Annotated in this window: 20 protein-coding genes; 15 read left to right on the top strand and 5 right to left on the bottom strand. The window is 66.8% G+C overall.

The genetic code is table 11. The features are described from left to right. Window positions 1-42 precede the first annotated feature (42 nt). The 15 genes from zur (at window position 43) to cls (ending at window position 13,347) form a co-directional block, all read left to right on the top strand. On the top strand, window positions 43-549 hold the full coding sequence (gene zur, locus QO207_RS00995) for a zinc uptake transcriptional repressor Zur (protein ID WP_301478906.1): 507 nt from the start codon (window positions 43-45) through the stop codon (window positions 547-549). Continuing rightward, on the top strand, window positions 549-1,349 hold the full coding sequence (gene znuC / locus QO207_RS01000; RefSeq protein ID WP_301478907.1) for a zinc ABC transporter ATP-binding protein ZnuC: 801 nt from the start codon (window positions 549-551) through the stop codon (window positions 1,347-1,349). The genes zur and znuC overlap by 1 nt, the downstream gene beginning before the upstream one ends. Continuing rightward, window positions 1,342-2,130 carry a zinc ABC transporter permease subunit ZnuB gene (znuB, locus tag QO207_RS01005; protein ID WP_088415771.1) on the top strand — a complete coding sequence of 263 codons (789 nt, stop codon included), beginning with the start codon at window positions 1,342-1,344 and terminating at the stop codon, window positions 2,128-2,130. Before znuC ends, znuB begins: the two co-directional genes overlap by 8 nt. Window positions 2,131-2,167: 37 nt before the next feature. Continuing rightward, a complete protein-coding gene (locus QO207_RS01010; RefSeq protein ID WP_301478908.1) occupies window positions 2,168-2,554 on the top strand; it encodes a hypothetical protein in 387 nt (128 codons plus the stop codon). Window positions 2,555-2,748: 194 nt separating this feature from the next. Continuing rightward, window positions 2,749-3,759 (top strand): methionine ABC transporter ATP-binding protein, encoded by a 1,011-nt coding sequence (locus tag QO207_RS01015; RefSeq protein ID WP_138213312.1) that lies wholly within the window; start codon window positions 2,749-2,751, stop codon window positions 3,757-3,759. Then, window positions 3,756-4,421, top strand: coding sequence for a methionine ABC transporter permease (locus tag QO207_RS01020; protein WP_024766991.1), 666 nt, complete (start codon window positions 3,756-3,758; stop codon window positions 4,419-4,421). The genes QO207_RS01015 and QO207_RS01020 overlap by 4 nt, the downstream gene beginning before the upstream one ends. Window positions 4,422-4,462: 41 nt before the next feature. Beyond that, window positions 4,463-5,245 carry a MetQ/NlpA family ABC transporter substrate-binding protein gene (locus tag QO207_RS01025; RefSeq protein WP_024766992.1) on the top strand — a complete coding sequence of 261 codons (783 nt, stop codon included), beginning with the start codon at window positions 4,463-4,465 and terminating at the stop codon, window positions 5,243-5,245. A 683-nt stretch (window positions 5,246-5,928) separates the two neighbouring features. Next, complete coding sequence (locus QO207_RS01030; RefSeq protein WP_301478909.1) at window positions 5,929-6,384, top strand: BRO family protein; 456 nt, start codon at window positions 5,929-5,931, stop codon at window positions 6,382-6,384. Window positions 6,385-6,674: 290 nt separating this feature from the next. Next, complete coding sequence (locus QO207_RS01035; protein ID WP_301478910.1) at window positions 6,675-7,490, top strand: energy transducer TonB; 816 nt, start codon at window positions 6,675-6,677, stop codon at window positions 7,488-7,490. Between the two features lie 49 nt (window positions 7,491-7,539). After that, on the top strand, window positions 7,540-8,256 hold the full coding sequence (locus QO207_RS01040) for a MotA/TolQ/ExbB proton channel family protein (RefSeq protein ID WP_081518836.1): 717 nt from the start codon (window positions 7,540-7,542) through the stop codon (window positions 8,254-8,256). A 1-nt stretch (window position 8,257) separates the two neighbouring features. Continuing rightward, window positions 8,258-8,659 carry a biopolymer transporter ExbD gene (locus QO207_RS01045; protein WP_024766994.1) on the top strand — a complete coding sequence of 134 codons (402 nt, stop codon included), beginning with the start codon at window positions 8,258-8,260 and terminating at the stop codon, window positions 8,657-8,659. A 364-nt stretch (window positions 8,660-9,023) separates the two neighbouring features. Next, complete coding sequence (locus QO207_RS01050; protein ID WP_301478911.1) at window positions 9,024-9,677, top strand: gamma-glutamylcyclotransferase; 654 nt, start codon at window positions 9,024-9,026, stop codon at window positions 9,675-9,677. A gap of 118 nt (window positions 9,678-9,795) precedes the next feature. Beyond that, on the top strand, window positions 9,796-10,377 hold the full coding sequence (locus QO207_RS01055; RefSeq protein ID WP_301478912.1) for an alpha/beta hydrolase: 582 nt from the start codon (window positions 9,796-9,798) through the stop codon (window positions 10,375-10,377). Between the two features lie 96 nt (window positions 10,378-10,473). Beyond that, a complete protein-coding gene (locus tag QO207_RS01060) occupies window positions 10,474-11,871 on the top strand; it encodes an amidase (RefSeq protein ID WP_301478913.1) in 1,398 nt (465 codons plus the stop codon). 42 nt (window positions 11,872-11,913) lie between these two features. Beyond that, on the top strand, window positions 11,914-13,347 hold the full coding sequence (cls, locus tag QO207_RS01065) for a cardiolipin synthase (protein ID WP_301478914.1): 1,434 nt from the start codon (window positions 11,914-11,916) through the stop codon (window positions 13,345-13,347). 162 nt (window positions 13,348-13,509) lie between these two features. On the opposite strand, the gene ahpF is transcribed toward cls, so the two are convergent. The 5 genes from ahpF to QO207_RS01090 form a co-directional block, all read right to left on the bottom strand. Next, on the bottom strand, window positions 13,510-15,075 hold the full coding sequence (gene ahpF / locus QO207_RS01070; protein ID WP_301478915.1) for an alkyl hydroperoxide reductase subunit F: 1,566 nt from the start codon (window positions 15,073-15,075) through the stop codon (window positions 13,510-13,512). A gap of 195 nt (window positions 15,076-15,270) precedes the next feature. Further along, window positions 15,271-15,834: an alkyl hydroperoxide reductase subunit C gene (gene ahpC, locus QO207_RS01075; protein WP_017517843.1), complete on the bottom strand. Its 564-nt coding sequence runs from the start codon at window positions 15,832-15,834 to the stop codon at window positions 15,271-15,273. Window positions 15,835-16,045: 211 nt separating this feature from the next. Then, entirely contained in the window at window positions 16,046-16,972 is a 927-nt protein-coding gene (locus QO207_RS01080; RefSeq protein ID WP_301478916.1) for an ABC transporter permease, read from the bottom strand. A gap of 16 nt (window positions 16,973-16,988) precedes the next feature. Next, on the bottom strand, window positions 16,989-18,092 hold the full coding sequence (locus QO207_RS01085; protein ID WP_301478917.1) for an ABC transporter permease: 1,104 nt from the start codon (window positions 18,090-18,092) through the stop codon (window positions 16,989-16,991). A gap of 9 nt (window positions 18,093-18,101) precedes the next feature. Beyond that, entirely contained in the window at window positions 18,102-19,637 is a 1,536-nt protein-coding gene (locus QO207_RS01090; RefSeq protein ID WP_301478918.1) for an ABC transporter ATP-binding protein, read from the bottom strand. Window positions 19,638-19,807: the final 170 nt, after the last annotated feature.

The following is a 19,807-nucleotide window of genomic DNA, read 5'->3' on the forward strand; positions in this document are numbered from 1 at the left end:
GAGTAATATAATAACGTCTCTGAACCCGAGCGTCGCCGCCGCATGTACAAGATCGCCCCCAAGACTCCTCTCGCCTGCCGTCCGCACGACCACGCCAACTGCGTGGCCAGCGCCCTGGCCGACGCCGACACGCTGTGCGCGCGCCAGGGTGTGCGCCTGACCGAGTTGCGCCGGCGCGTGCTGGAGCTGGTCTGGGCGAGCCACAAGCCGCTGGGCGCCTACGACATCCTCGCCGTGCTGAGCGAAGAAGACGGCCGCAAGGCGGCGCCGCCGACGGTCTACCGCGCCCTGGATTTCCTCCTGGAAAACGGCCTGGTACACCGCATCGCCTCGCTCAACGCCTTCATCGGCTGCGCCCACCCCGAACACGCCCATGAAGGCCAGTTCCTGATCTGCCGCGCCTGCCACACCGCCATCGAGCTGGAGCAGCCGGCCATCAGCGAGGCCATCATCCACGGCGCCAAGGGCGTCGGCTTCGCGGTGGAGAGCCAGACCGTCGAGATCGTCGGCCTCTGCGGCGCCTGCGCCCCCGGCCAGCGGGAGGCGTGATGAGCGACGCCCTGATCCGCCTGCAAGGCGTCGGCGTCAGTTATGGCGGCCAGGCGGTACTGCAGAACGTCGACCTGACCATCGCCCCCGGCGAGATCGTCACCCTGATCGGCCCCAACGGCGCCGGCAAGACGACCCTGGTGCGCAGCGTGCTCGGCCTGCTCAAGCCCGATACCGGCAGCGTCTGGCGCCAGCCGAAGCTGTCCATCGGCTACATGCCGCAGAAGCTCCACGTCGATCCGACCTTGCCGCTGACCGTGCTGCGCTTCCTGCGTCTGGTCCCCGGCGTGCAGCGCTCCCACGCGCTCGACGCGCTGAAGGAAGTCGGTGCCGCCCACGTCATCGACAAGCCGCTGCAGAGCGTCTCCGGCGGTGAGCTGCAGCGCGTGCTGCTGGCCCGCGCCCTGCTGCGCAAGCCGGAGCTGCTGGTGCTCGACGAACCCGTGCAGGGCGTCGACGTCGCCGGGCAGGCCGAGCTGTACCGCCTGATCGGCCGCCTGCGCGACCGCCTCGGTTGCGGCGTGCTGATGGTCTCCCACGACCTGCACCTGGTGATGAGCGCCACCGACAAGGTGGTCTGCCTGAACCGCCACGTCTGCTGCTCCGGGCACCCGGAACAGGTCAGCGGCGACCCGGCCTTCGTCGAGCTGTTCGGCCAGGACGCCCGCAGCCTGGCGGTCTATCACCACCACCACGACCATTCCCACGACCTGCACGGCGAGGTGGTGAAACCCGCCTTCCCGGCCGGTACCCGCTTCACTCCGGTCCACCAGCACGGCCCCGACTGCAACCATGGCTGATTTCCTGCTCAACGCCCTCCTCGCCGGGCTCGCCCTGGCGGTGGTCGCCGGGCCCCTGGGTTCGTTCGTCGTCTGGCGACGCATGGCCTATTTCGGCGACACCCTGTCCCACGCCGCCCTGCTCGGCGTGGCCTTGGGCTTCCTGCTCGACGTCAGCCCGACGCTGGCGGTAACCGTCGGCTGCGTGCTGCTCGCCGTGCTGCTGGTCACCCTGCAGCAGCGCCAGCCGCTGGCCGCCGACACCCTGCTCGGCATCCTCGCCCACAGCACGCTGTCGCTGGGCCTGGTGACCCTGAGCTTCATGAAGGAAGTGCGCGTCGACCTGATGGCCTACCTGTTCGGCGACCTGCTCGCCGTCAGCCAGACCGACCTGATGTGGATCATCGCCGGCAGCGCCCTGGTGCTCGGGCTGATCTGCTGGCTGTGGCGACCGCTGCTGGCGATCACTGTGCACGAGGAACTGGCACGGGTCGAAGGCCTGCCGGTTACCGCCATCCGCCTGGCGCTGATGCTGCTGATCGCCATCGTCATCGCCGTGGCCATGAAGATCGTCGGCGTGCTGCTGATCACTTCCCTGCTGATCATCCCCGCGGCAGCCGCCCAGCGGCATGCACGCAGCCCGGAACAGATGGCCTTCGGCGCGAGTCTGATCGGCCTGGTGGCGGTGTGCGCCGGGCTCTCGCTGTCCTGGTTCAAGGACACCCCCGCCGGCCCCTCCATCGTGGTCAGCGCGGCGGCCCTGTTCCTGCTGAGTTTTGTCCTGCCGCGCCGGACGGTGTAGAATTTGGCGATTTTTTGATCAAAAGAGACCCTGACGCATGAAGTCCTTCGTCATCCGCCTGTTCGCGCTGATGGCCATGGCGCTGGCCCTCGCGGCCTGCCAGAGCACCGCGAGCAATCCGCCCAGCAGCAGTGGCTTCGAGACCGAACTGGCCGCCGGCCGTCTGGAATCCGCGCAGCTCGCGCTGGGTTCCGAACAGGAAGACGCCACCCAGCTCGCCGAGCGCCGCAAGCGCCTGGCCGACGCTTACCTCGAGCGCAGCCGCGAGTCCCTGGCCAAGGGCGACGTCAATGGCGCCACCACCGCCCTGACCCGCGCCCGTTCGCTGATGCCCCGCGCGCCCGGCGTTGCCGCCGACGTCAGCGGCCTGCAGAAGCCCGCCGCTGCGCCGGCTCCGGCCGACCAGCCGAACTGCACGCCCTGAGCCCCACGGGCGCCCGTTCGCGGCGCCCGTTATTTCCTTTTGTTCCGTGCTTAGCTGAACAAAGATTAATCAGCCATAAAAAAGCAGGTTAAAATGCGCGGTTTTGGCTGACCGCCTACGCTCGTTTCCTACGCCTGTTGATCCGACGGCCCAGGCAGCGAGCGGCGCCTCCCCGTACCCACAAGGTTCGCTACGTGATCGAATTCCACGACGTCCACAAGACCTATCGCGTCGCCGGACGCGATATCCCGGCCCTGCAGCCGACCCGCCTGTCCATCGAGGGCGGCCAGGTCTTTGGCCTGATCGGCCATTCCGGCGCCGGCAAAAGCACCCTGCTGCGCCTGATCAACCGCCTGGAAGAACCCAGCGGCGGGCGCATCGTCATCGACGGCGAAGACATCACCGCCCTGGATGCCGACGGCCTGCGCCGCTTCCGCCAGCGCGTCGGGATGATCTTCCAGCACTTCAACCTGCTGGCCTCCAAGACTGTCGCCGACAACATCGCCATGCCGATGAAACTCGCCGGCACCTTCAGCGCCGCCGAAATCACCGCACGGGTGGACGAACTGCTCGACCGCGTCGGCCTCAAGGAACACGCGCGCAAGTACCCGGCGCAGCTCTCCGGCGGCCAGAAACAGCGCGTCGGCATCGCCCGCGCACTCGCCTGCCGGCCGACCATCCTGCTCTGCGACGAGGCCACCAGCGCCCTCGACCCGCAGACCACCGGCCAGGTCCTGCAGCTGCTGGCGGAGATCAACCGCGAGCTGAAGCTGACCATCGTCCTGATCACCCACGAGATGGACGTGATCCGTCGCGTCTGCGACCAGGTCGCGGTGATGGATGCCGGGCGCATCGTCGAACAGGGCGAGGTCGCCGACGTGTTCCTCCATCCGCAGCACGAAACCACCCGCCGCTTCGTCTTCGAGGCCGAGCGCGTCGACGAGGACGAGCAGCACGACGACTTCGCCCACGTGCCGGGGCGCATCCTGCGCCTGACCTTCCGCGGCGAGGCGACCTACGCGCCGCTGCTGGGTACTGTCGCGCGCCAGACCGGCGTCGACTACAGCATCCTTGCCGGGCGCATCGACCGCATCAAGGACCAGCCCTACGGCCAGCTCACCCTGTCCCTGGTGGGCGGTGACATCGAGGCCGCCCTGGCGCAGCTCAACGCTGCCGAAGTCCATGTGGAGGTGCTGCGCGCATGAGCGACTTCTTTGTAAACATCGACTGGTCGGAAATCCTCCAGGCCAGCCTCGACACCTTCTGGATGCTCGGCGGCTCGCTGCTGTTCACCGTCATCCTCGGCCTGCCGCTGGGCGTGCTGCTGTTCCTCACCGGGCCCAAGCAGATGTTCGCCAACCGCGGCATCTACGGCGTGCTGGCGTTCATCGTCAACGTGCTGCGCTCGCTGCCGTTCATCATCCTGCTGATCGTGCTGATCCCGCTCACGGTGATCCTGGTCGGCACCTCGCTGGGCGTCGCCGGGGCCATCCCGCCGCTGGTAGTAGGTGCCACGCCGTTCTTCGCGCGCCTGGTGGAAACCGCCCTGCGCGAGGTGGACAAGGGCATCATCGAAGCCACCCAGGCCATGGGCGCCAGCACCCGCCAGATCATCTGGAACGCCCTGCTGCCCGAAGCCCGCCCGGGCATCATCGCCGCCATCACCGTCACCGCCATCACCCTGGTGTCCTACACCGCGATGGCCGGCGTGGTCGGCGCCGGTGGTCTCGGCGACCTGGCGATCCGCTACGGCTACCAACGCTTCCAGGACGACGTGATGCTGCTCACCGTGGTGATGCTGGTGGTCCTCGTCCAGATCCTGCAGACCGTCGGCGACAAGCTGGTGGTCCACTACTCGCGCAAATAACCACAAGGCCCGCCGGATGCGGGCCGACATAGGAGCCAACCATGAAGAAACTGTTCGCCGCGTTCGCTGCCGCCGCAGTCATCGCCGCCCCGCTGGCCCAGGCCGCCGACAGCCTGACCGTCGCCGCTACCCCGGTGCCGCACGCCGAGATCCTCAACTTCGTCAAACCCATCCTGGCCAAGGAAGGGGTTGAGCTGAAGGTGAAGGAATTCACCGACTACGTGCAGCCCAACACCCAGGTCGCCGAGAAGCGCCTGGACGCCAACTTCTTCCAGCACCAGCCGTACCTGGATGAGTTCAACAAGACCAAGGGCACCAGCCTGATCGCCGTCACCGGCGTGCACATCGAGCCGCTGGGCGCCTACTCCACCAAGTTCAAGAAGCTCGAAGAGCTGCCCTCGGGCGCCACCGTGGTGATCCCCAACGACGCCACCAACGGCGGCCGCGCGCTGCTGCTGCTGGACAAGGCCGGCGTGATCAAGCTCAAGGACAACAAGTCCATCACCGCCACCCCGAAAGACATCGTCGAGAACCCGAAGAACATCAAGGTGCGTGAGCTGGAAGCGGCCACCCTGCCGCGCGTGCTGACCCAGGTCGACCTCGCCCTGATCAACACCAACTACGCCCTGGAAGCCAAGCTGAACCCCACCAAGGACGCGCTGGCCATCGAAGGCGCCGACTCGCCCTACGTGAACATCCTGGTTGCCCGCCCGGACAACAAGGACAGCGCCGCCATGCAGAAACTGGCCGCCGCCCTGCACAGCCCCGAGGTGAAGCAGTTCATCCTCGAGAAGTACAAGGGCGCTGTCGTTCCGGCCTTCTGATTGCCGCGAAGCTGACGCCTGAAAAAGCCCGGTCGAATGACCGGGCTTTTTCGTTTCTGGTTTTCCGTTTTTTTGTTAGAGCAACTCCCTATTTCTGCAAACTCGCAACTGGGATTCCCTCTCCCCCGCCCTCTCCCTGAAGGGAGAGGGAGCCGTCTGTGCCGGCTGACGCATGGCTTTCAACCTGCACCGAACTAGTCCCCTCTCCCTTCAGGGAGAGGGTTAGGGAGAGGGCCGAACCGAGTGAAGAAGAACCTCGTCGGAGCACGCTTGCTTCTGATATTCACCGGACACTTCGGAGCTGACCGGGGTCGCGAGCCCGAATCCGTTCCCGAGGATAGCGGCACTCCCACATCACAAGCTCGCTCCTACAGGCACGCCGGAAATGGCTGGCTTGTTGGGCGTATGAGCCATTCCTATCCTCGCCCGGTCACATCCGTGACCCGGGTTTGGCGACCCGAAAGATAGGCGCGATAGCGCCTCCAGGTGCTTACGAAAACAGCGAATGTTTTTGTAGGCCCCCGCGCACCCTGCAGAAATATCTGCAACGCTTATGGCGGATCGCGCGGGGAGACCTCTGGGTCTGCCGGGTTCCTATCACCGGTTCGCCAACCCCGCGCGACCCGCCTCCCCTATGTTTGGCGACATGGGTGCGGCTCCTCTGACTGATAGGAGTTCCACTTATGCACGACCTCTACACCCCCACCTTTTTCAAACGCCACCACCGCACCCTGCGCGCAGTGCTGATCGATCAGCAGCCGTGGTTTTCCGCCTACGACCTGGCGCGCCTGCTGGTGGTGCATTACCCGCAGTCCTTCCACCACCGCTTCCACCTCCACGAGGTACGCAGCGTCCGGCTGCAGTACGCCAGCGGCAAGGAGGAAGTGATCGAGATGCTCAGCGAAGCGGCGCTGTACAAGGCGCTGGTGCGCTTCGGTCATCCCGAAGTGCAGACCCTCGACCTCTGGCTGACCAGGGAAGTTATCCCGGTGCTGCGCGACCAGGACGGCGAGGACAGCACGCAGCCCCGGCGGGTGCTGATGACCTGGCATTCCCACCGGCTGACGCTGCTGAGCTGGCAGGGCGATCTCTGGATGCCCTGGGAAGACATGCCCCGACTGGTAGCCGCGAGCCTCTGACCGCCACTGTGAACCCAGGCAGCTGCCTGGGTTCGCTCTATCACGGGCGTTCTGGCGATTTTTTCGCCAGCTTTCCCCGCATATTTTCCATGCCGCAAAGGCATCGGCTTTTCACCACTCCGCGCAAAGCCCCGCACGGCGTGGCCTGCAGCGTTCCGCCAAAACCACATAGCACCAAAAGTTATTTAAATAACAGAAACAATCACTTCAAGAGCTAAGACGCTCCGCCAATCATGCAGGTCCGTTCCAAGCGCGACTTAGAGCCGCGCAGACCTGCAAGGAGATCGTTCATGGCTCAACCCCAGCATGCCCTCGCGCCGGATGCCTTCCTGCGCCACGTGCCCGGCGGCGACCTGGTCGATCTCGGCCGCCCGCTGCGCCACGCGCTGGAACTGGGCCGCCACGTGCCGGCGAAAGCCCGTGCGCTGAGCCGCCGCGAAGCCGTGCTGCTCGGTCTGTTCGCCCTGACGCTGCATGGCGCGGTGGTCTACTGGCTGAGCCAGCAGCCCACCCCACAACTGCCGGAGGTGCCGCCACAGGTGCCGCCGATGACCATCGAATTCACCGCGCCGACGCCGCCGGTGGTCGAGCCGCCGCCACCCGAGCCTATTCCCGAGCCTGTGGTGCAGGAGCCGCCGCCCCCGGTGGTGGACGAGAACGCGGTGAAACCGCCGCCGCCCAAGCCGATCCCCAAGCCCAAGCCGAAGCCGGTGGCCAAGCCCAAACCCGTGCCCAAGCCGGTCGAGCAACCCGCACCGCCCAAGGCTGAAACCCCGCCGCCGCAACCGGCTCCGCCTGCACCGCCGGCACCGGCTCCAGCTCCGCTGACGCCGCCCTCGGCCAGCGCCGGTTACTTGAAAAACCCGGCGCCGGAATACCCGCCCCTGGCCCAGCGCCGTGGCTGGGAAGGCACCGTGCTGCTGCGCGTGCACGTCCTCGCCAGCGGCAGCCCGAGCGAAATCCAGGTGCAGAAGAGCAGCGGCCGCGACGCCCTGGACGATGCCGCGGTGCGCGCGGTGAAACGCTGGAGCTTCGTCCCCGCCAAGCGTGGCGACGTGGCCCAGGAAGGCTGGGTCAGCGTGCCCATCGATTTCAAATTGCATTGATTCAACTTGCCCAGATCAGCCGCACGAGAATCGCGGAAGGAGAAAACCCATGAGTCTGCCCCTGAACCCCCTGGAATCCGTCGAAGGCGCAGTCATCTGGCTGCTGGTCGGCTTCTCCGTCGTCACCTGGGCGCTGGCCCTGGTGAAAGGCGTCCAGTTCACCCGCCAGAAGTCCCAGGACAAGCGCTTCCAGAAGCAGTTCTGGAGCGCCACCAGCCTCGAATCGGCCGGTGACCAGGCCGCCGGCAAGCCCGGTGCCGGTGCCCGCGTGGCCCAGGCCGGGTTCGCCGCCATCCAGGTCCAGGACAACGGCCAGCCGGACCTGGCCCAGTCGATCAACCACCAGGACCGCCTCGAACGCGCCCTGCGCCAGCAGATCCAGCGCGAGCGCCGCTCCCTGGAATCGGGCCTGGCGGTGCTCGCCTCGATCGGTTCCACCTCGCCCTTCATCGGCCTGTTCGGCACCGTGTGGGGCATCATGGAAGCGCTCAAGGGCATCAGCGCGGCCGGCTCGGCGAGCCTGGAAACCGTCGCCGGCCCCATCGGCAGCGCGCTGATCGCCACCGGCGTGGGGATCGCCGTCGCCGTGCCGGCGGTGCTGGTCTACAACTACTTCCTCCGTCGCCTGAAGCTCACCGCAGCCGACCTCGACGACTTCGCCCACGACTTCTACAGCCTCGCGCAGAAGAGCGCCTTCCGCGTCGTCACCCTGCCCACCGCCGCACGCAAACCGGCTGCCGGCGCCAGCGTGAAGGAGGCGAGCTGACATGGCCTTCTCGACCCAGGACAGCGACGAGGTTCTCTCCGAGATCAACGTGACCCCGCTGGTGGACGTGATGCTGGTGCTGCTGGTGGTGTTCATCGTCACCGCGCCGCTGCTGACCAACGCCATTCCGATCAACCTGCCCAAGACCGAAGCGGTCGCCCCGCCGGAGCAGAAGGACCCGCTGGTGGTCAGCATCGATGGCGCCGGCAAGTGGTTCATCAACAAGGACGAGATCCAGCCGGATCTGCTGCAGAGCAACCTGGCGGCGGCCAAGGCCAAGGACGCCGAAGTCCGTGTGCAGCTGCAGGCCGACGAGACTGTGAACTACGGCCAGGTGGCGAAGGCCATGGCCTCTATCGAGAAGGCGGGTATTACCAAGCTGGCGGTGATCACCGCGCGCTGAGGAACCTGTAAGACACCTGAAACAGAGCGGGTGTAGAAAGGGACCTCCACAACGTACCGAGCTTCAAGGCCGCTCTCCCAATACTCAGGCAGGGGTGAGCGGCCTTTTTTTATTCGCGCGTTTCGCGCCGATGACGGTTGATCGCGTAGGAGCGGGCTCTGTCTGCGATGTGCAACCGGCCAGCCCCGAGCCGCCGGCAATCGATCGCGGACGAAGTCCGCTCCTACGCCCAGTTGGCACACAGGTGTTCATGCGCCGTTCGTCGTCATCCCCGCCCTGGCAATAAACCTATGCCTTTCAGGCCCTTCCGTGGCCGCCAGTCTTCCACTAAGTTGATAACAGATGGAGACCTGAGGGGTACCGCATGACATCGTCTCCCGCTTCGGAAGGCCCGTTCTATCCGCCGACATTGGGGGCGCCGGAACGTTTCACACCTGCGCAGCTGCGCGCCTCGCTCGACATCACCATGAGCGAACACGGCGCCGGGCCGGTGTGGCTGTTCGCCTACGGCTCGCTGATCTGGCGCCCGGAGTTCCCGGTGGCCGAGGCCCGCCGCGCGCGGGTGCACGGCTACCACCGCGGCCTCTACCTGTGGTCGCTCACCCACCGCGGCACCCCGGAAGCGCCGGGCCTGGTGCTCGGCCTGGACCGAGGCGGCTCCTGCGCCGGCTTCGCCTTCCGCCTGCCCGACGACAACCTCGACGCTAACCTCTACGCGCTCTGGGAGCGGGAGATGCCCTACGCCTCCTACCGCCCGGAATGGCTGAACTGCCGCCTCGACGACGGCAGCCGCGTGCGCGCCCTGGGCTTCGTCCTCGAACGCCACCTGCCCAGCTACGCCGGCTCCCTGCCCGACAACATCGTCCAGCACGTGCTCGACAGCGCCCAGGGCCACTTCGGCACCACCCGCGACTACGTCGAACAGACCGCCAAGGCGCTGCGCGACTACGCCATGCCCGACCTCAACCTGGAAGGCATCCTGGCGCGCTGCTGCCCGCTGCGCCGGGCGCAGGACTGACGCCTTATTGCCATTCGTTAGATAGAAATACTGCATAAGCAAAGAATTTCTTATTCCTTAACGAATATTAAAACCCTCCCTAAAATGCCTTCTCATGACGATTCGAGAGGGCCGCCCCATGCGCAACGAACGCATCCGCTACCTGATCGTGCCGGGCTGGCACGGTTCCGACGACGCCCACTGGCAGAGCCACTGGCAGCGCGCCCTGCCGAACGCTGCGCGGGTGCAGCAGCAGGACTGGATCACCCCGCAGCACGACGACTGGGTCGCCGAGCTGGATCGTGAAATCCGCCGCGAACCCGGCCGCGTGGTGCTGATCGCCCACAGCCTGGGTTGCGTCACCGTTGCCTCCTGGGCGGCTCGCGCCGACCGCCGCGCCCTCGCTCAGGTCGCCGGCGCCCTGCTGGTCGCGCCGGCCGATGTGGAGCGCGAGACCTGCCATGAAGCGCTGCGCAACTTCGCCCCTATTGCCGCACAGAACCTGCCCTTCCCCGCCGTGCTGGTGGGCTCGGACAACGACGCCGCCTGCAGCCCGCAGCGCGCGCTGATACTCGGCCGTGCCTGGGGCGCCGAGACGCTGATCCTGCCTTCCGCCGGGCACATCAACGTGAAATCCGGCCACGGCGCCTGGGAATCGGGCTACCGTCATCTGTATCGCCTGCAGTACCTGATCGACCAGCAATCGCGCCAGCGCGCCTGATCCGTCGAGAGACGGTGCGCGGTGTGACGACCGCGCCTATCCCCTCGCGGCGCGGATTCGGCTAGGGTTTGGCATAGCCCCACGCCGGAGACCGCCATGCCACCGTTGCACGATCTGTCCGCCGTCGAACTGCTGGCGCTGTACCGCTCCCACCAGCTCTCCCCCGTCGAGTACCTCGACCACCTGATCGCCCACATCGACCGCTGGGAGCCGCAGCTCTGCGCGCTCTTCGCCTTCGATCCGCAACGGGCGATGGAACAGGCGCGGCGCTCCGAGGCGCGCTGGATTCGTTGCGCACCCTGCGGCGAACTGGACGGCGTGCCGGTGACCATCAAGGAGCTGATCGCCACCCGCGGCGACCCGATTCCCCAGGGCAGCGCCGCCACCCTGCTGCAACCGGCCAGCGCCGACGCACCGCCGGCGGCGCGGATGTTCGAGGCCGGCGCGATCCTGCTGGGCAAGACCACGGTGCCGGACTTCGGCATGCTTTCCTCCGGGCTCTCCAGCTTCCACGAACTGGCGCGCAACCCCTGGGACCTGCGCATGAACCCCGGCGGCTCCAGCGCTGGCGCTGCCTCGGCCGCCGCCGCCGGGTACGGGCCGCTGCACATCGGCACCGACATCGGCGGCTCGGTGCGCCTGCCGGCGGGCTGGTGCGGGCTGGTCGGCTTCAAGCCGAGCCTGGGGCGGATTCCCATCGACCCTTACTACACCGGGCGCTGCGCCGGGCCGATGACGCGCACCCTGGACGATGCGGCGCTGATGATGAAGCACCTCACCCGCCCCGACTGGCGCGACGCCACGGCGCTGCCGCCGGCGGACCTGGACTGGCACATCGAGGAACTGGACGTGCAGGGCCTGCGCATCGGCCTGCAGCTTGATCCGGGTTGCGGCCTGCAGCCCGAGCCGGAAGTCCGCGCCGCCGTCGAGGCCGCAGCCCGGCGCTTCGCCAATGCCGGCGCGGAGATCGTCGAAGTGCAGCCGATCCTCGATCGCGAGCTGCTCGACGGCCTCGACAAGTTCTGGCGCGCGCGCCTGTGGGCCGAGCTGGAGAACCTGCCGGCCGAGCGCCAGGCCAAGGTGCTGCCATACATCTACCAGTGGGCCGAAGGCGGCGCCGGCGTCAGCGGGACCGACGCGGTGCGCGGCTACAACCGCACTTTCGACATGCGTCGACGGGCCGCCGAGCAATTCCACGAAGTAGACTTCCTGCTCTCGCCGACCAACCAGGTTTCAGCCTTCCCGGCCGAATGGGCCTCGCCCACCAACGACCCGGCGCTGCCCTTCGAGCACATTGGCTTCACCGTGCCATGGAACATGTCCGAGCAACCGGCACTCTCAATCAACTGCGGCTTCACCGCGGCCGGCATGCCCATCGGCCTGCAGATCGTCGGCCCGCGCTTTGCCGACATCGACGTGCTGCGCCTCGCGAAAGCCTATGAACACTGGCGCGGCCCCATTAGCCGCTGGCCGCAGCCGCCGGGAGTCAACTAGGCTCAACGACACCGCCGACCACAAGGAACCGATCGCGCGACCATGCATTTCTCCGCCTACATCGCCCACTTTCTGGTGGTCATCCAGCTGCTGGGGATCATCGCCGCGGTCCACGCCGTGCTCAGCGTGCGCACAGCGCAAGGCGCCATTGCCTGGGCGACCTCGCTGGTGTTCATGCCGCTGCTGACCCTGGTGCCCTATCTGGTGTTCGGCCGCAGCCGCTTCGACGCCTACATCGGCGCACGCCGGCAGGCCAACGAGGAGATGCACGTAGCCGCCGCCGAACTGGACTGGCGCCCCTGGGTGGAAGAAGCCCTCGCCGCGCGCCAGTACCACGCCTACAAGGCGCTCAAGGCGATGGTCGGGCTGGCGCGCATGCCGACCCTGGCGAACAACAGCGTGCGCCTGCTGGTGAACGGCAAGGCCTCGTTCGACGCGATGTTCGAGGCCATCTCCAGCGCGCAGAAGGTCATCCTCGTACAGTTCTTCATCATCCGCGACGACGCCCTCGGCCAGCGCCTGGCGCAGCTGCTGCTGGAGCGCGCGGCCAACGGCGTGGACGTGTTCGTGCTGTATGACGGCATCGGCAGCCATGCCCTCTCGCGCCGCTACGTCGAGCGCCTGCGCCAGGGCGGCGTGCAGGTACACGCTTTCAGCACCGGCAGCGGGATGATCAACCGCTTCCAGGTGAACTTCCGCAACCACCGCAAGATCGTGGTGGTCGACGGCGTGCGCGGCTTCGTCGGCGGACACAACGTCGGCGTCGAATACCTGGGTGAGAAGCCGCCGCTGGCGCCCTGGCGCGACACCCATATCGAACTGCGCGGGCCGGCCGTGGCCTGCCTGCAGGAGTGCTTCGCCGAGGACTGGTTCTGGGCCACCCACGCGCTGCCGACGCTGATCCTGCCCGATGGCTACGACGACGCCGGGATGCTCTGCCAGGTGGTGCCCAGCGGCCCGGCGGATACCCAGGAAACCTGCTCGCTGTTCTTCGTCGAATCGATCAACGCGGCGGTGGAGCGGGTGTGGATCACCACCCCGTATTTCGTCCCGGACGAAGCCGTCGCCGCCGCCCTGCGCCTGGCGGTGCTGCGCGGCGTGGACGTGCGCATCCTGTTGCCGGCGCGGCCGGACCACAAGACGGTCTACGCCGCCTCCAGCCTCTACGCGCTGGAGGCCGTGCGCGCTGGCGTGCGGGTGTTCCGCTACCAGCCGGGGTTCCTGCACCAGAAGGTGGTGCTGATCGACCACGACAGCGCCGCGGTGGGCAGCGCCAACCTGGACAACCGCTCGTTCCGCCTGAATTTCGAGATCATGGTGATCACCGTCGACGAAGGCTTCGCCCGTGACGTGGAGAACATGCTGGAAGAGGATTTCGCCCAGTCGGTGGAGATGACCCTGGACGACCGCAAGCGCGTGCACCGGTTGCAGCAGCTGGGGATGCGCGTGGCGCGGCTGGTGTCGCCGATTCTCTGAAGCGTGGGTGCGGTGGTGTTCGCGAGCAAGCTCGCTCCTACGAGGAGCGAACTCGCCATGAACCTGTAGGAGCGAGCTTGCTCGCGAACGCTTTTAGCCCACAAAAGAAATCGCCCGGTTCACTCACGTGAACCGGGCGTTTCTTTTTCTAGCGCGAGGTCATCAGGCTGGCGCGGAGGAGCGGATCAGGTGGTCGAAGGCGGAGAGCGACGCCTTGGCGCCTTCGCCGACCGCGATCACGATCTGCTTGTACGGTACGGTGGTCACGTCACCGGCGGCGAAGATGCCCGGCAGCGAGGTTTCGCCGCGAGCGTCGACGATGATCTCGCCACGCGAGGTCAGCTCGATGGTGCCCTTGAGCCAGTCGCTGTTGGGCAGCAGGCCGATCTGCACGAAGATGCCTTCCAGGTCGATGGACTTGAACTCTTCCGAGTTGCGGTCCTTGTAGACCAGGCCGGTGACCTTCTGGCCATCGCCTTTCACTTCGCTGGTCAGGGCGCTGGTGATGACGTCGACGTTCGGCAGGCTGAACAGCTTGCGTTGCAGCACGGCGTCGGCGCGCAGCTTGCTGTCGAACTCCAGCAGGGTCACGTGGGCCACGATGCCGGCCAGGTCGATGGCCGCTTCGACGCCGGAGTTACCGCCGCCAATCACCGCCACGCGCTTGCCCTTGAACAGCGGGCCGTCGCAGTGCGGGCAGAAGCACACGCCCTTGGCCTTGTATTCCTTCTCGCCCGGCACGCCCATTTCGCGCCAGCGGGCGCCAGTGGCGAGGATCAGCGACTTGGCCTTGAGGCTGCCGCCGCCCTCGAACTGCACTTCGTGCAGGCCACCGACGGTCTTCGCCGGGATCAGCGCGCTGGCGCGCTGCAGGTTCATGATGTCGACGTCATAGTGCTTGACGTGTTCTTCCAGCTGGCGAGCCAGTTTCGGGCCTTCGGTCTCGGTCACCGAGATGAAGTTCTCGATGGCCATGGTGTCCAGCACCTGGCCGCCGAAGCGCTCGGCTGCCACGCCGGTACGGATGCCTTTACGAGCGGCGTAGATGGCTGCCGCGGCGCCAGCCGGGCCACCGCCGACGACCAGTACGTCGAACTCTTCCTTGGCCGACAGCTTCTCGGCTTCGCGGGCAGCGGCGCCGGTGTCGATCTTGGCGAGGATTTCTTCCACGCCCATGCGGCCCTGGCCGAACACTTCACCGTTGAGGTAGATGCTCGGTACAGCCATCACCTGGCGGCGCTCGACTTCTTCCTGGAACAGCGCGCCGTCGATGGCGACGTGGCGGATGTTCGGATTGAGCACGGCCATCAGGTTCAGCGCCTGGACCACGTCCGGGCAGTTCTGGCAGGACAGCGAGAAGTAGGTTTCGAACTCGAACGAACCCTGGATGCCCTTGATCTGCTCGATCACTTCGGCTTCGAGCTTGGATGGGTGGCCACCGACCTGCAGCAGTGCCAGCACCAGGGAGGTGAATTCGTGGCCCATGGGGATGCCGGCGAAAGCCAGGCCGATGTTCGCCCCGGGGCGGTTCAGCGCGAAGGACGGCTTGCGCTCGTCGCTGCCATCTTCACGCAGGGTGATCTTGTCGGTCAGGCCGACGATTTCGTGCAGCAGCTCGCTCATCTCGCGGGATTTGTCGCTGTCATCGAGGGACGCGACGATCTCGAACGGCTGCTGGACCTTTTCCAGGTAGGCCTTCAACTGGGTTTTAAGAGTGGCGTCCAACATGATCCAGATCCTCGAAATTTGAGCAAAGGGGTTCCCCGGCGAGCTTTTCAGCCCACCCTACGCACGCTTTTGGCTTTGGTAGGGAGGATGCCGGTAGGCATCCTCGGGGTATAGCAAACGGTCGGGAAGCGCTGTGGGCGGGCGCCCGGTGGTTGCGCGGCGGGAGCCGCCGCGCAACCGCTTCCCGGGGCCGTCTTAGATCTTGCCGACCAGGTCCAGGGACGGAGCCAGGGTCTTCTCGCCTTCTTTCCACTTGGCCGGGCAGACTTCGCCCGGGTGAGCGGCGGTGTACTGGGCAGCTTTCAGCTTGCGCAGGGTTTCGCCGACGTCACGAGCGATCTCGTTGGAGTGGATTTCGACGGTCTTGATGATGCCTTCCGGGTTGATCACGAAGGTGCCGCGCAGGGCCAGGCCTTCTTCCGGGATGTGTACGCCGAAGGCGTTGGTCAGCTGGTGGGTCGGGTCGCCGATCAGCGGGAACTGGGCTTTGCCAACGGCCGGGGAAGTTTCGTGCCACACCTTGTGGGAGAAGTGGGTATCGGTGGTCACGATGTAGACCTCGGTACCGGCCTTCTGGAACTCGGCGTAGTTGTTGGCGGCGTCTTCGATCTCGGTCGGGCAGTTGAAGGTGAAGGCTGCCGGCATGAAGATCAGAACGGACCACTTGCCCTTGAGGGATTCTTCGGTGACTTCGATGAACTTGCCGTTATGGAAAGCGTTGACCTTGAACGGTTGAACGGGGGTGTTGATCAGGGACATTAGGCAATTCCTCAATGAGAGTTTGTCGTTTAATCGAGTGGTCGATCGGTTGAAATTCGACAGGGGCAAGATTATCGCCTGATGACAATGAATGCCCATTGATTTAGGGCATCATAGAAATTGAGTCTCTCTATTGAGAGAACTATAAAAGGAAGAAGTTTCCTATCAGGCGGCGCACCCGCATCCTACAGGGGGGCGCCGGCCCCGAGGCTCAATGTCCGGCCTTCCAGGGCTGCCCCAGCGAAACCGGCGCGAACAGCCGGGTCCGCACACCATCGCGCGAAAGCAGCACCAGCACAACGATGGTCGCGACATACGGCAGCATCGCCAGCAGGTTCGCCGGGATCGCCACGCCCACGCCCTGGGCCACCAGGTGGAGGATGCTGGCGACGCCGAACAGCCAGGCGCCGAGGAGCACGCGGAACACCCGCCAGCTGGCGAAGACCACCAGCGCCAGGGCGATCCAGCCGCGCCCGGCGGTCATGTTCTCCGCCCACATCGGGGTGTAGGCCAGCGACAGGTAGCCGCCCGCCAGCCCCGCCATGCCGCCGCCGAAGACCACCGCCAGGGTGCGCACCCGCAGCACCGGCAGGCCCATGGCGCTGGCCGCGTCGGGGTTCTCGCCGACCGCCTGGATCACCAGCCCGGCGCGGCTCCTGAGCAGCACCCAGGCCACCAGTGCGAACAGGGCGAAGGACAGGTAGACCAGCAGATCCTGGGCGAACAGCATGCGGCCGATCAGCGGCAGCTCGGCAAGCACCGGGATCGTCAGCGGCGCGAAGCCCTGCAGCGGCTTGCCGACCCAGGCCGCGCCGACGAAGGACGACAGGCCCACGCCGAAGATGGTCAACGCCAGCCCGCAGGCCACCTGGTTGGCGTTCAACCTCAGCGCCACACCGGCGAACAGCAGCGCCAGGAGCATGCCGGCGAGGATCGCGAACAGCACGCCCAGCCACAGGCTGCCGGTGCTGAAGGCGACCATGAAGCCGATCACCGCGCCGAACAGCATCATCCCTTCCTGGCCGAGGTTGAGCACCCCGGACTTCTCGCACACCAGCTCGCCCAGGGCCACCAGCAGCAGCGGCGTACCGGTGCGGACCATGGCGAACAGCACGTTGCCCAGCAGATCGATATCCATCGTCATCCTCCCGCCGTCAGACCACGGCACTTTGCTTGAAGGCCGCCGCACGCAGCCGGAAACCGCGATTCAGGCGCAGCCGGTAGAGGATCAGCACGTCGCAGGCGAGCAGGAAGAACAGCATCATCCCCTGGAACAGGCCGGTCAGCGCCAGCGGCAGGTTCATGCTCATCTGCGCCGTCTCGCCGCCCAGGTAGAGCAGCGCCATCAGCAGGCTGGCGCAGAGGATGCCGAGGGGATTCAGGCGGCCGAGGAAGGCCACGGTGATCGCCGCGTAGCCATAGCCGGGCGAGACCTGGGGCACCAGTTGGCCGATCGGCCCGGCTACTTCGCAGACGCCGGCCAACCCCGCCAGCGCGCCAGACAGCAGCAGCGCCAGCCACACCAGGCGCTTCTCGCGGAAGCCGACGAAGCCGACGGCGCGACGATCCAGCCCGAGCACGCGGATCTGGAAGCCGAGGAAGCTGCGCTGCACCAGCACCCAGACCAGCGCCAGGGCGAACAGGCCGAACAGCGCGCCGATATGCACCCGGCTGTCCTCGAACAGCACCGGCAGCAGGCTGGCCTGGCCGAACATCGCCGACTGCGGGAAGTTGAAGCCTTGCGGGTCCTTCAGCGGGCCATGCACGCAGTACAGCAACAGGTTCAGCGCGATGTAGTTGAGCATGATGGTGGTGAGGATCTCGTTGGCGTTGAAGCGCGTCCGCAGCCACGCCGCCAGGCCCGCCCAGGCGGCGCCGGCGAGCACCCCGGCGAGCAGCACCCAGACCAGCGCCCAGCGGCTCTCCCAGTCCAGCACCTGCAGCGCCATGGCGCTGCCGGCCAGGGCGCCGATCAGCAACTGGCCTTCCGCGCCGATGTTCCAGATGCGCGCCTGGTAGGCCAGCGCCAGGCCCAGCGCGCAAAGCAGGATGGGCATGGCCTTGACCAGCAGCTCACCGACGCCGTACCAGTCCTTTACCGGTTCGATCAGCACGGTGTGCAGGGTCGCCAGCGGATCGTGGCCAAGGAAGGCGAACAGCGCCGCGCCGCACACCAGCGTCAGCACGCCGGCCAGCAACGGCGAAAGCAGCAGCATGGCGCGCGATTGCTGGCCACGCGGTTCGAGGGAAAGCAGCATGTCGGTTCCTCAGGCGGCGGTGTCGAACTGCCCGGCCATCCAGCGGCCGACAGCGAGGGGATCGGTGGCGGCGCAGTCCACCAGCGGCGACAGGCGCCCGCTGCACAGCGCGCCGAGGCGGTCGCTGATCTGGAACAGCTCGTCGAGGTCTTCGGAGATCACCAGGATCGCCGCGCCGGCATCGCGCAGGGCAATCAGCGCGCGGTGGATCACCGAGGCCGCACCGACGTCCACGCCCCAGGTCGGGTGCGCGGCGATCAGCAGGCGCGGCTGCTGGAGAATTTCGCGGCCGAGGATGAATTTCTGCAGGTTGCCGCCGGACAGGCTGCGCGCGGCGGTCTGCGCGTCCGGCGTCTTCACTCCGAAGCGCTGGATGATCGCCTCGGCGAAACCGAGCACCTTGCGCCGCTCGATCAGCCCGTGGCGCACCAGTCCCTGCTGGAAGCCGGTAAGCAGCGCGTTGTCCGCCAGGCTCATCTCCGGCACCGCACCATGGCCCAGGCGCTCCGCCGGGACGAAAGCCTGGCCGCGCGCACGACGGGCATCCGGCGGCAGGTGGGCGATGGCCTCGCCAGCAAGGCGAATCTGGGCTTTCTCGCGCAGCCGCACCTCGCCGCTGAGCAGCGCCAGCAACTCATCCTGACCGTTGCCTGCAACCCCGGCGATACCGACGATCTCGCCGCTGCGCACCGCCAGGTCGAGGCCGTCGAAGGACACGCCGAAGGGGTCCTGATTGCGCCAGTGCAAGCCGCTGACCTGAAGAAAATCCGCACCGCCGCGAACCTTCGGATACTGCGCCGCCAGCCCCTCGGCATCACCGACCATCAGCCGCGCCAGCTCCAGGTCGCTGCACTGCGCCGGCACGCAGGCACCTGACACCCGGCCGCCACGCAGCACCGTGGCGTGCTGGCAGAGCGCGCGGACTTCGCCGAGCTTGTGGCTGATGAAGAGGATGCTGCAGCCCTCGGCCGCCAGCCGGCGCAGCACGGCGAAGAGGTCGTCGGCCTCCTGCGGGGTGAGCACCGAGGTCGGTTCGTCGAGGATCAGCAGGCGGATGTCCTGCATCAGGCAACGCACGATTTCCACCCGCTGCCGCTCGCCGATGGACAGGCTGTGCACCAGGCGCTGCGGCTCCAGCGGCATGCCGTAGCGCTGCGAGACCTCGCGGATGCGCGGCGCCAGCTGCTGCGGCGTACCGGCTGCGGCGCCCAGCGCCAGGGCGATATTTTCCGCCACGCTCAGCGTCTCGAACAGCGAGAAGTGCTGGAACACCATGCCGATGCCCAGGCCGCGGGCCTGCGCCGGGTCCTTCACGCTCACCGGCTTGCCGTCCCACAGCAACTCACCGCCGTCGGGGCGAACCACGCCGTAGATGATCTTCATCAGGGTGCTCTTGCCCGCGCCGTTCTCACCGAGCAGCGCGTGGATTTCACCCGGCTCGATGCGCAGATCGACGCGGTCGTTGGCGAGGCAGCCCGGATAGCGCTTGCTGATGGCGCGCAGCTCCAGGCGGGGCACGGGGGACGGTACGGGAGTGTGGGGCATGCTCGGGCTCGGTCGGGTCGCGCTGGGAAAGGCAGCTGTGCCGGGGCGTAGCAAGTTCCTGGCCAGCTGGTCAAAAAATCGCCCGGGCCTATGCTTGCCTGGAGGTCCGGCCGCTCGCTGCTGGCAGGATTTCTGCTTTACCTGACCATGCGGACAGCTTTGACGAGGCG

Source organism: Pseudomonas sp. CAN1 (assembly GCF_030462585.1).
Taxonomy (GTDB): domain Bacteria; phylum Pseudomonadota; class Gammaproteobacteria; order Pseudomonadales; family Pseudomonadaceae; genus Pseudomonas.

Coding starts and splice junctions, on each gene's coding strand:
- zur (WP_301478906.1), top strand. CDS start 43: ATGTACAAGATCGCCCCCAAGACTCCTCTCGCCTGCCGTCCGCACGAC.
- znuC (WP_301478907.1), top strand. CDS start 549: ATGAGCGACGCCCTGATCCGCCTGCAAGGCGTCGGCGTCAGTTATGGC.
- znuB (WP_088415771.1), top strand. CDS start 1,342: ATGGCTGATTTCCTGCTCAACGCCCTCCTCGCCGGGCTCGCCCTGGCG.
- QO207_RS01010 (WP_301478908.1), top strand. CDS start 2,168: ATGAAGTCCTTCGTCATCCGCCTGTTCGCGCTGATGGCCATGGCGCTG.
- QO207_RS01020 (WP_024766991.1), top strand. CDS start 3,756: ATGAGCGACTTCTTTGTAAACATCGACTGGTCGGAAATCCTCCAGGCC.
- QO207_RS01025 (WP_024766992.1), top strand. CDS start 4,463: ATGAAGAAACTGTTCGCCGCGTTCGCTGCCGCCGCAGTCATCGCCGCC.
- QO207_RS01030 (WP_301478909.1), top strand. CDS start 5,929: ATGCACGACCTCTACACCCCCACCTTTTTCAAACGCCACCACCGCACC.
- QO207_RS01035 (WP_301478910.1), top strand. CDS start 6,675: ATGGCTCAACCCCAGCATGCCCTCGCGCCGGATGCCTTCCTGCGCCAC.
- QO207_RS01040 (WP_081518836.1), top strand. CDS start 7,540: ATGAGTCTGCCCCTGAACCCCCTGGAATCCGTCGAAGGCGCAGTCATC.
- QO207_RS01045 (WP_024766994.1), top strand. CDS start 8,258: ATGGCCTTCTCGACCCAGGACAGCGACGAGGTTCTCTCCGAGATCAAC.
- QO207_RS01050 (WP_301478911.1), top strand. CDS start 9,024: ATGACATCGTCTCCCGCTTCGGAAGGCCCGTTCTATCCGCCGACATTG.
- QO207_RS01055 (WP_301478912.1), top strand. CDS start 9,796: ATGCGCAACGAACGCATCCGCTACCTGATCGTGCCGGGCTGGCACGGT.
- QO207_RS01060 (WP_301478913.1), top strand. CDS start 10,474: ATGCCACCGTTGCACGATCTGTCCGCCGTCGAACTGCTGGCGCTGTAC.
- cls (WP_301478914.1), top strand. CDS start 11,914: ATGCATTTCTCCGCCTACATCGCCCACTTTCTGGTGGTCATCCAGCTG.
- ahpF (WP_301478915.1), bottom strand. CDS start 15,075: ATGTTGGACGCCACTCTTAAAACCCAGTTGAAGGCCTACCTGGAAAAG.
- ahpC (WP_017517843.1), bottom strand. CDS start 15,834: ATGTCCCTGATCAACACCCCCGTTCAACCGTTCAAGGTCAACGCTTTC.
- QO207_RS01080 (WP_301478916.1), bottom strand. CDS start 16,972: ATGGATATCGATCTGCTGGGCAACGTGCTGTTCGCCATGGTCCGCACC.
- QO207_RS01085 (WP_301478917.1), bottom strand. CDS start 18,092: ATGCTGCTTTCCCTCGAACCGCGTGGCCAGCAATCGCGCGCCATGCTG.
- QO207_RS01090 (WP_301478918.1), bottom strand. CDS start 19,637: ATGCCCCACACTCCCGTACCGTCCCCCGTGCCCCGCCTGGAGCTGCGC.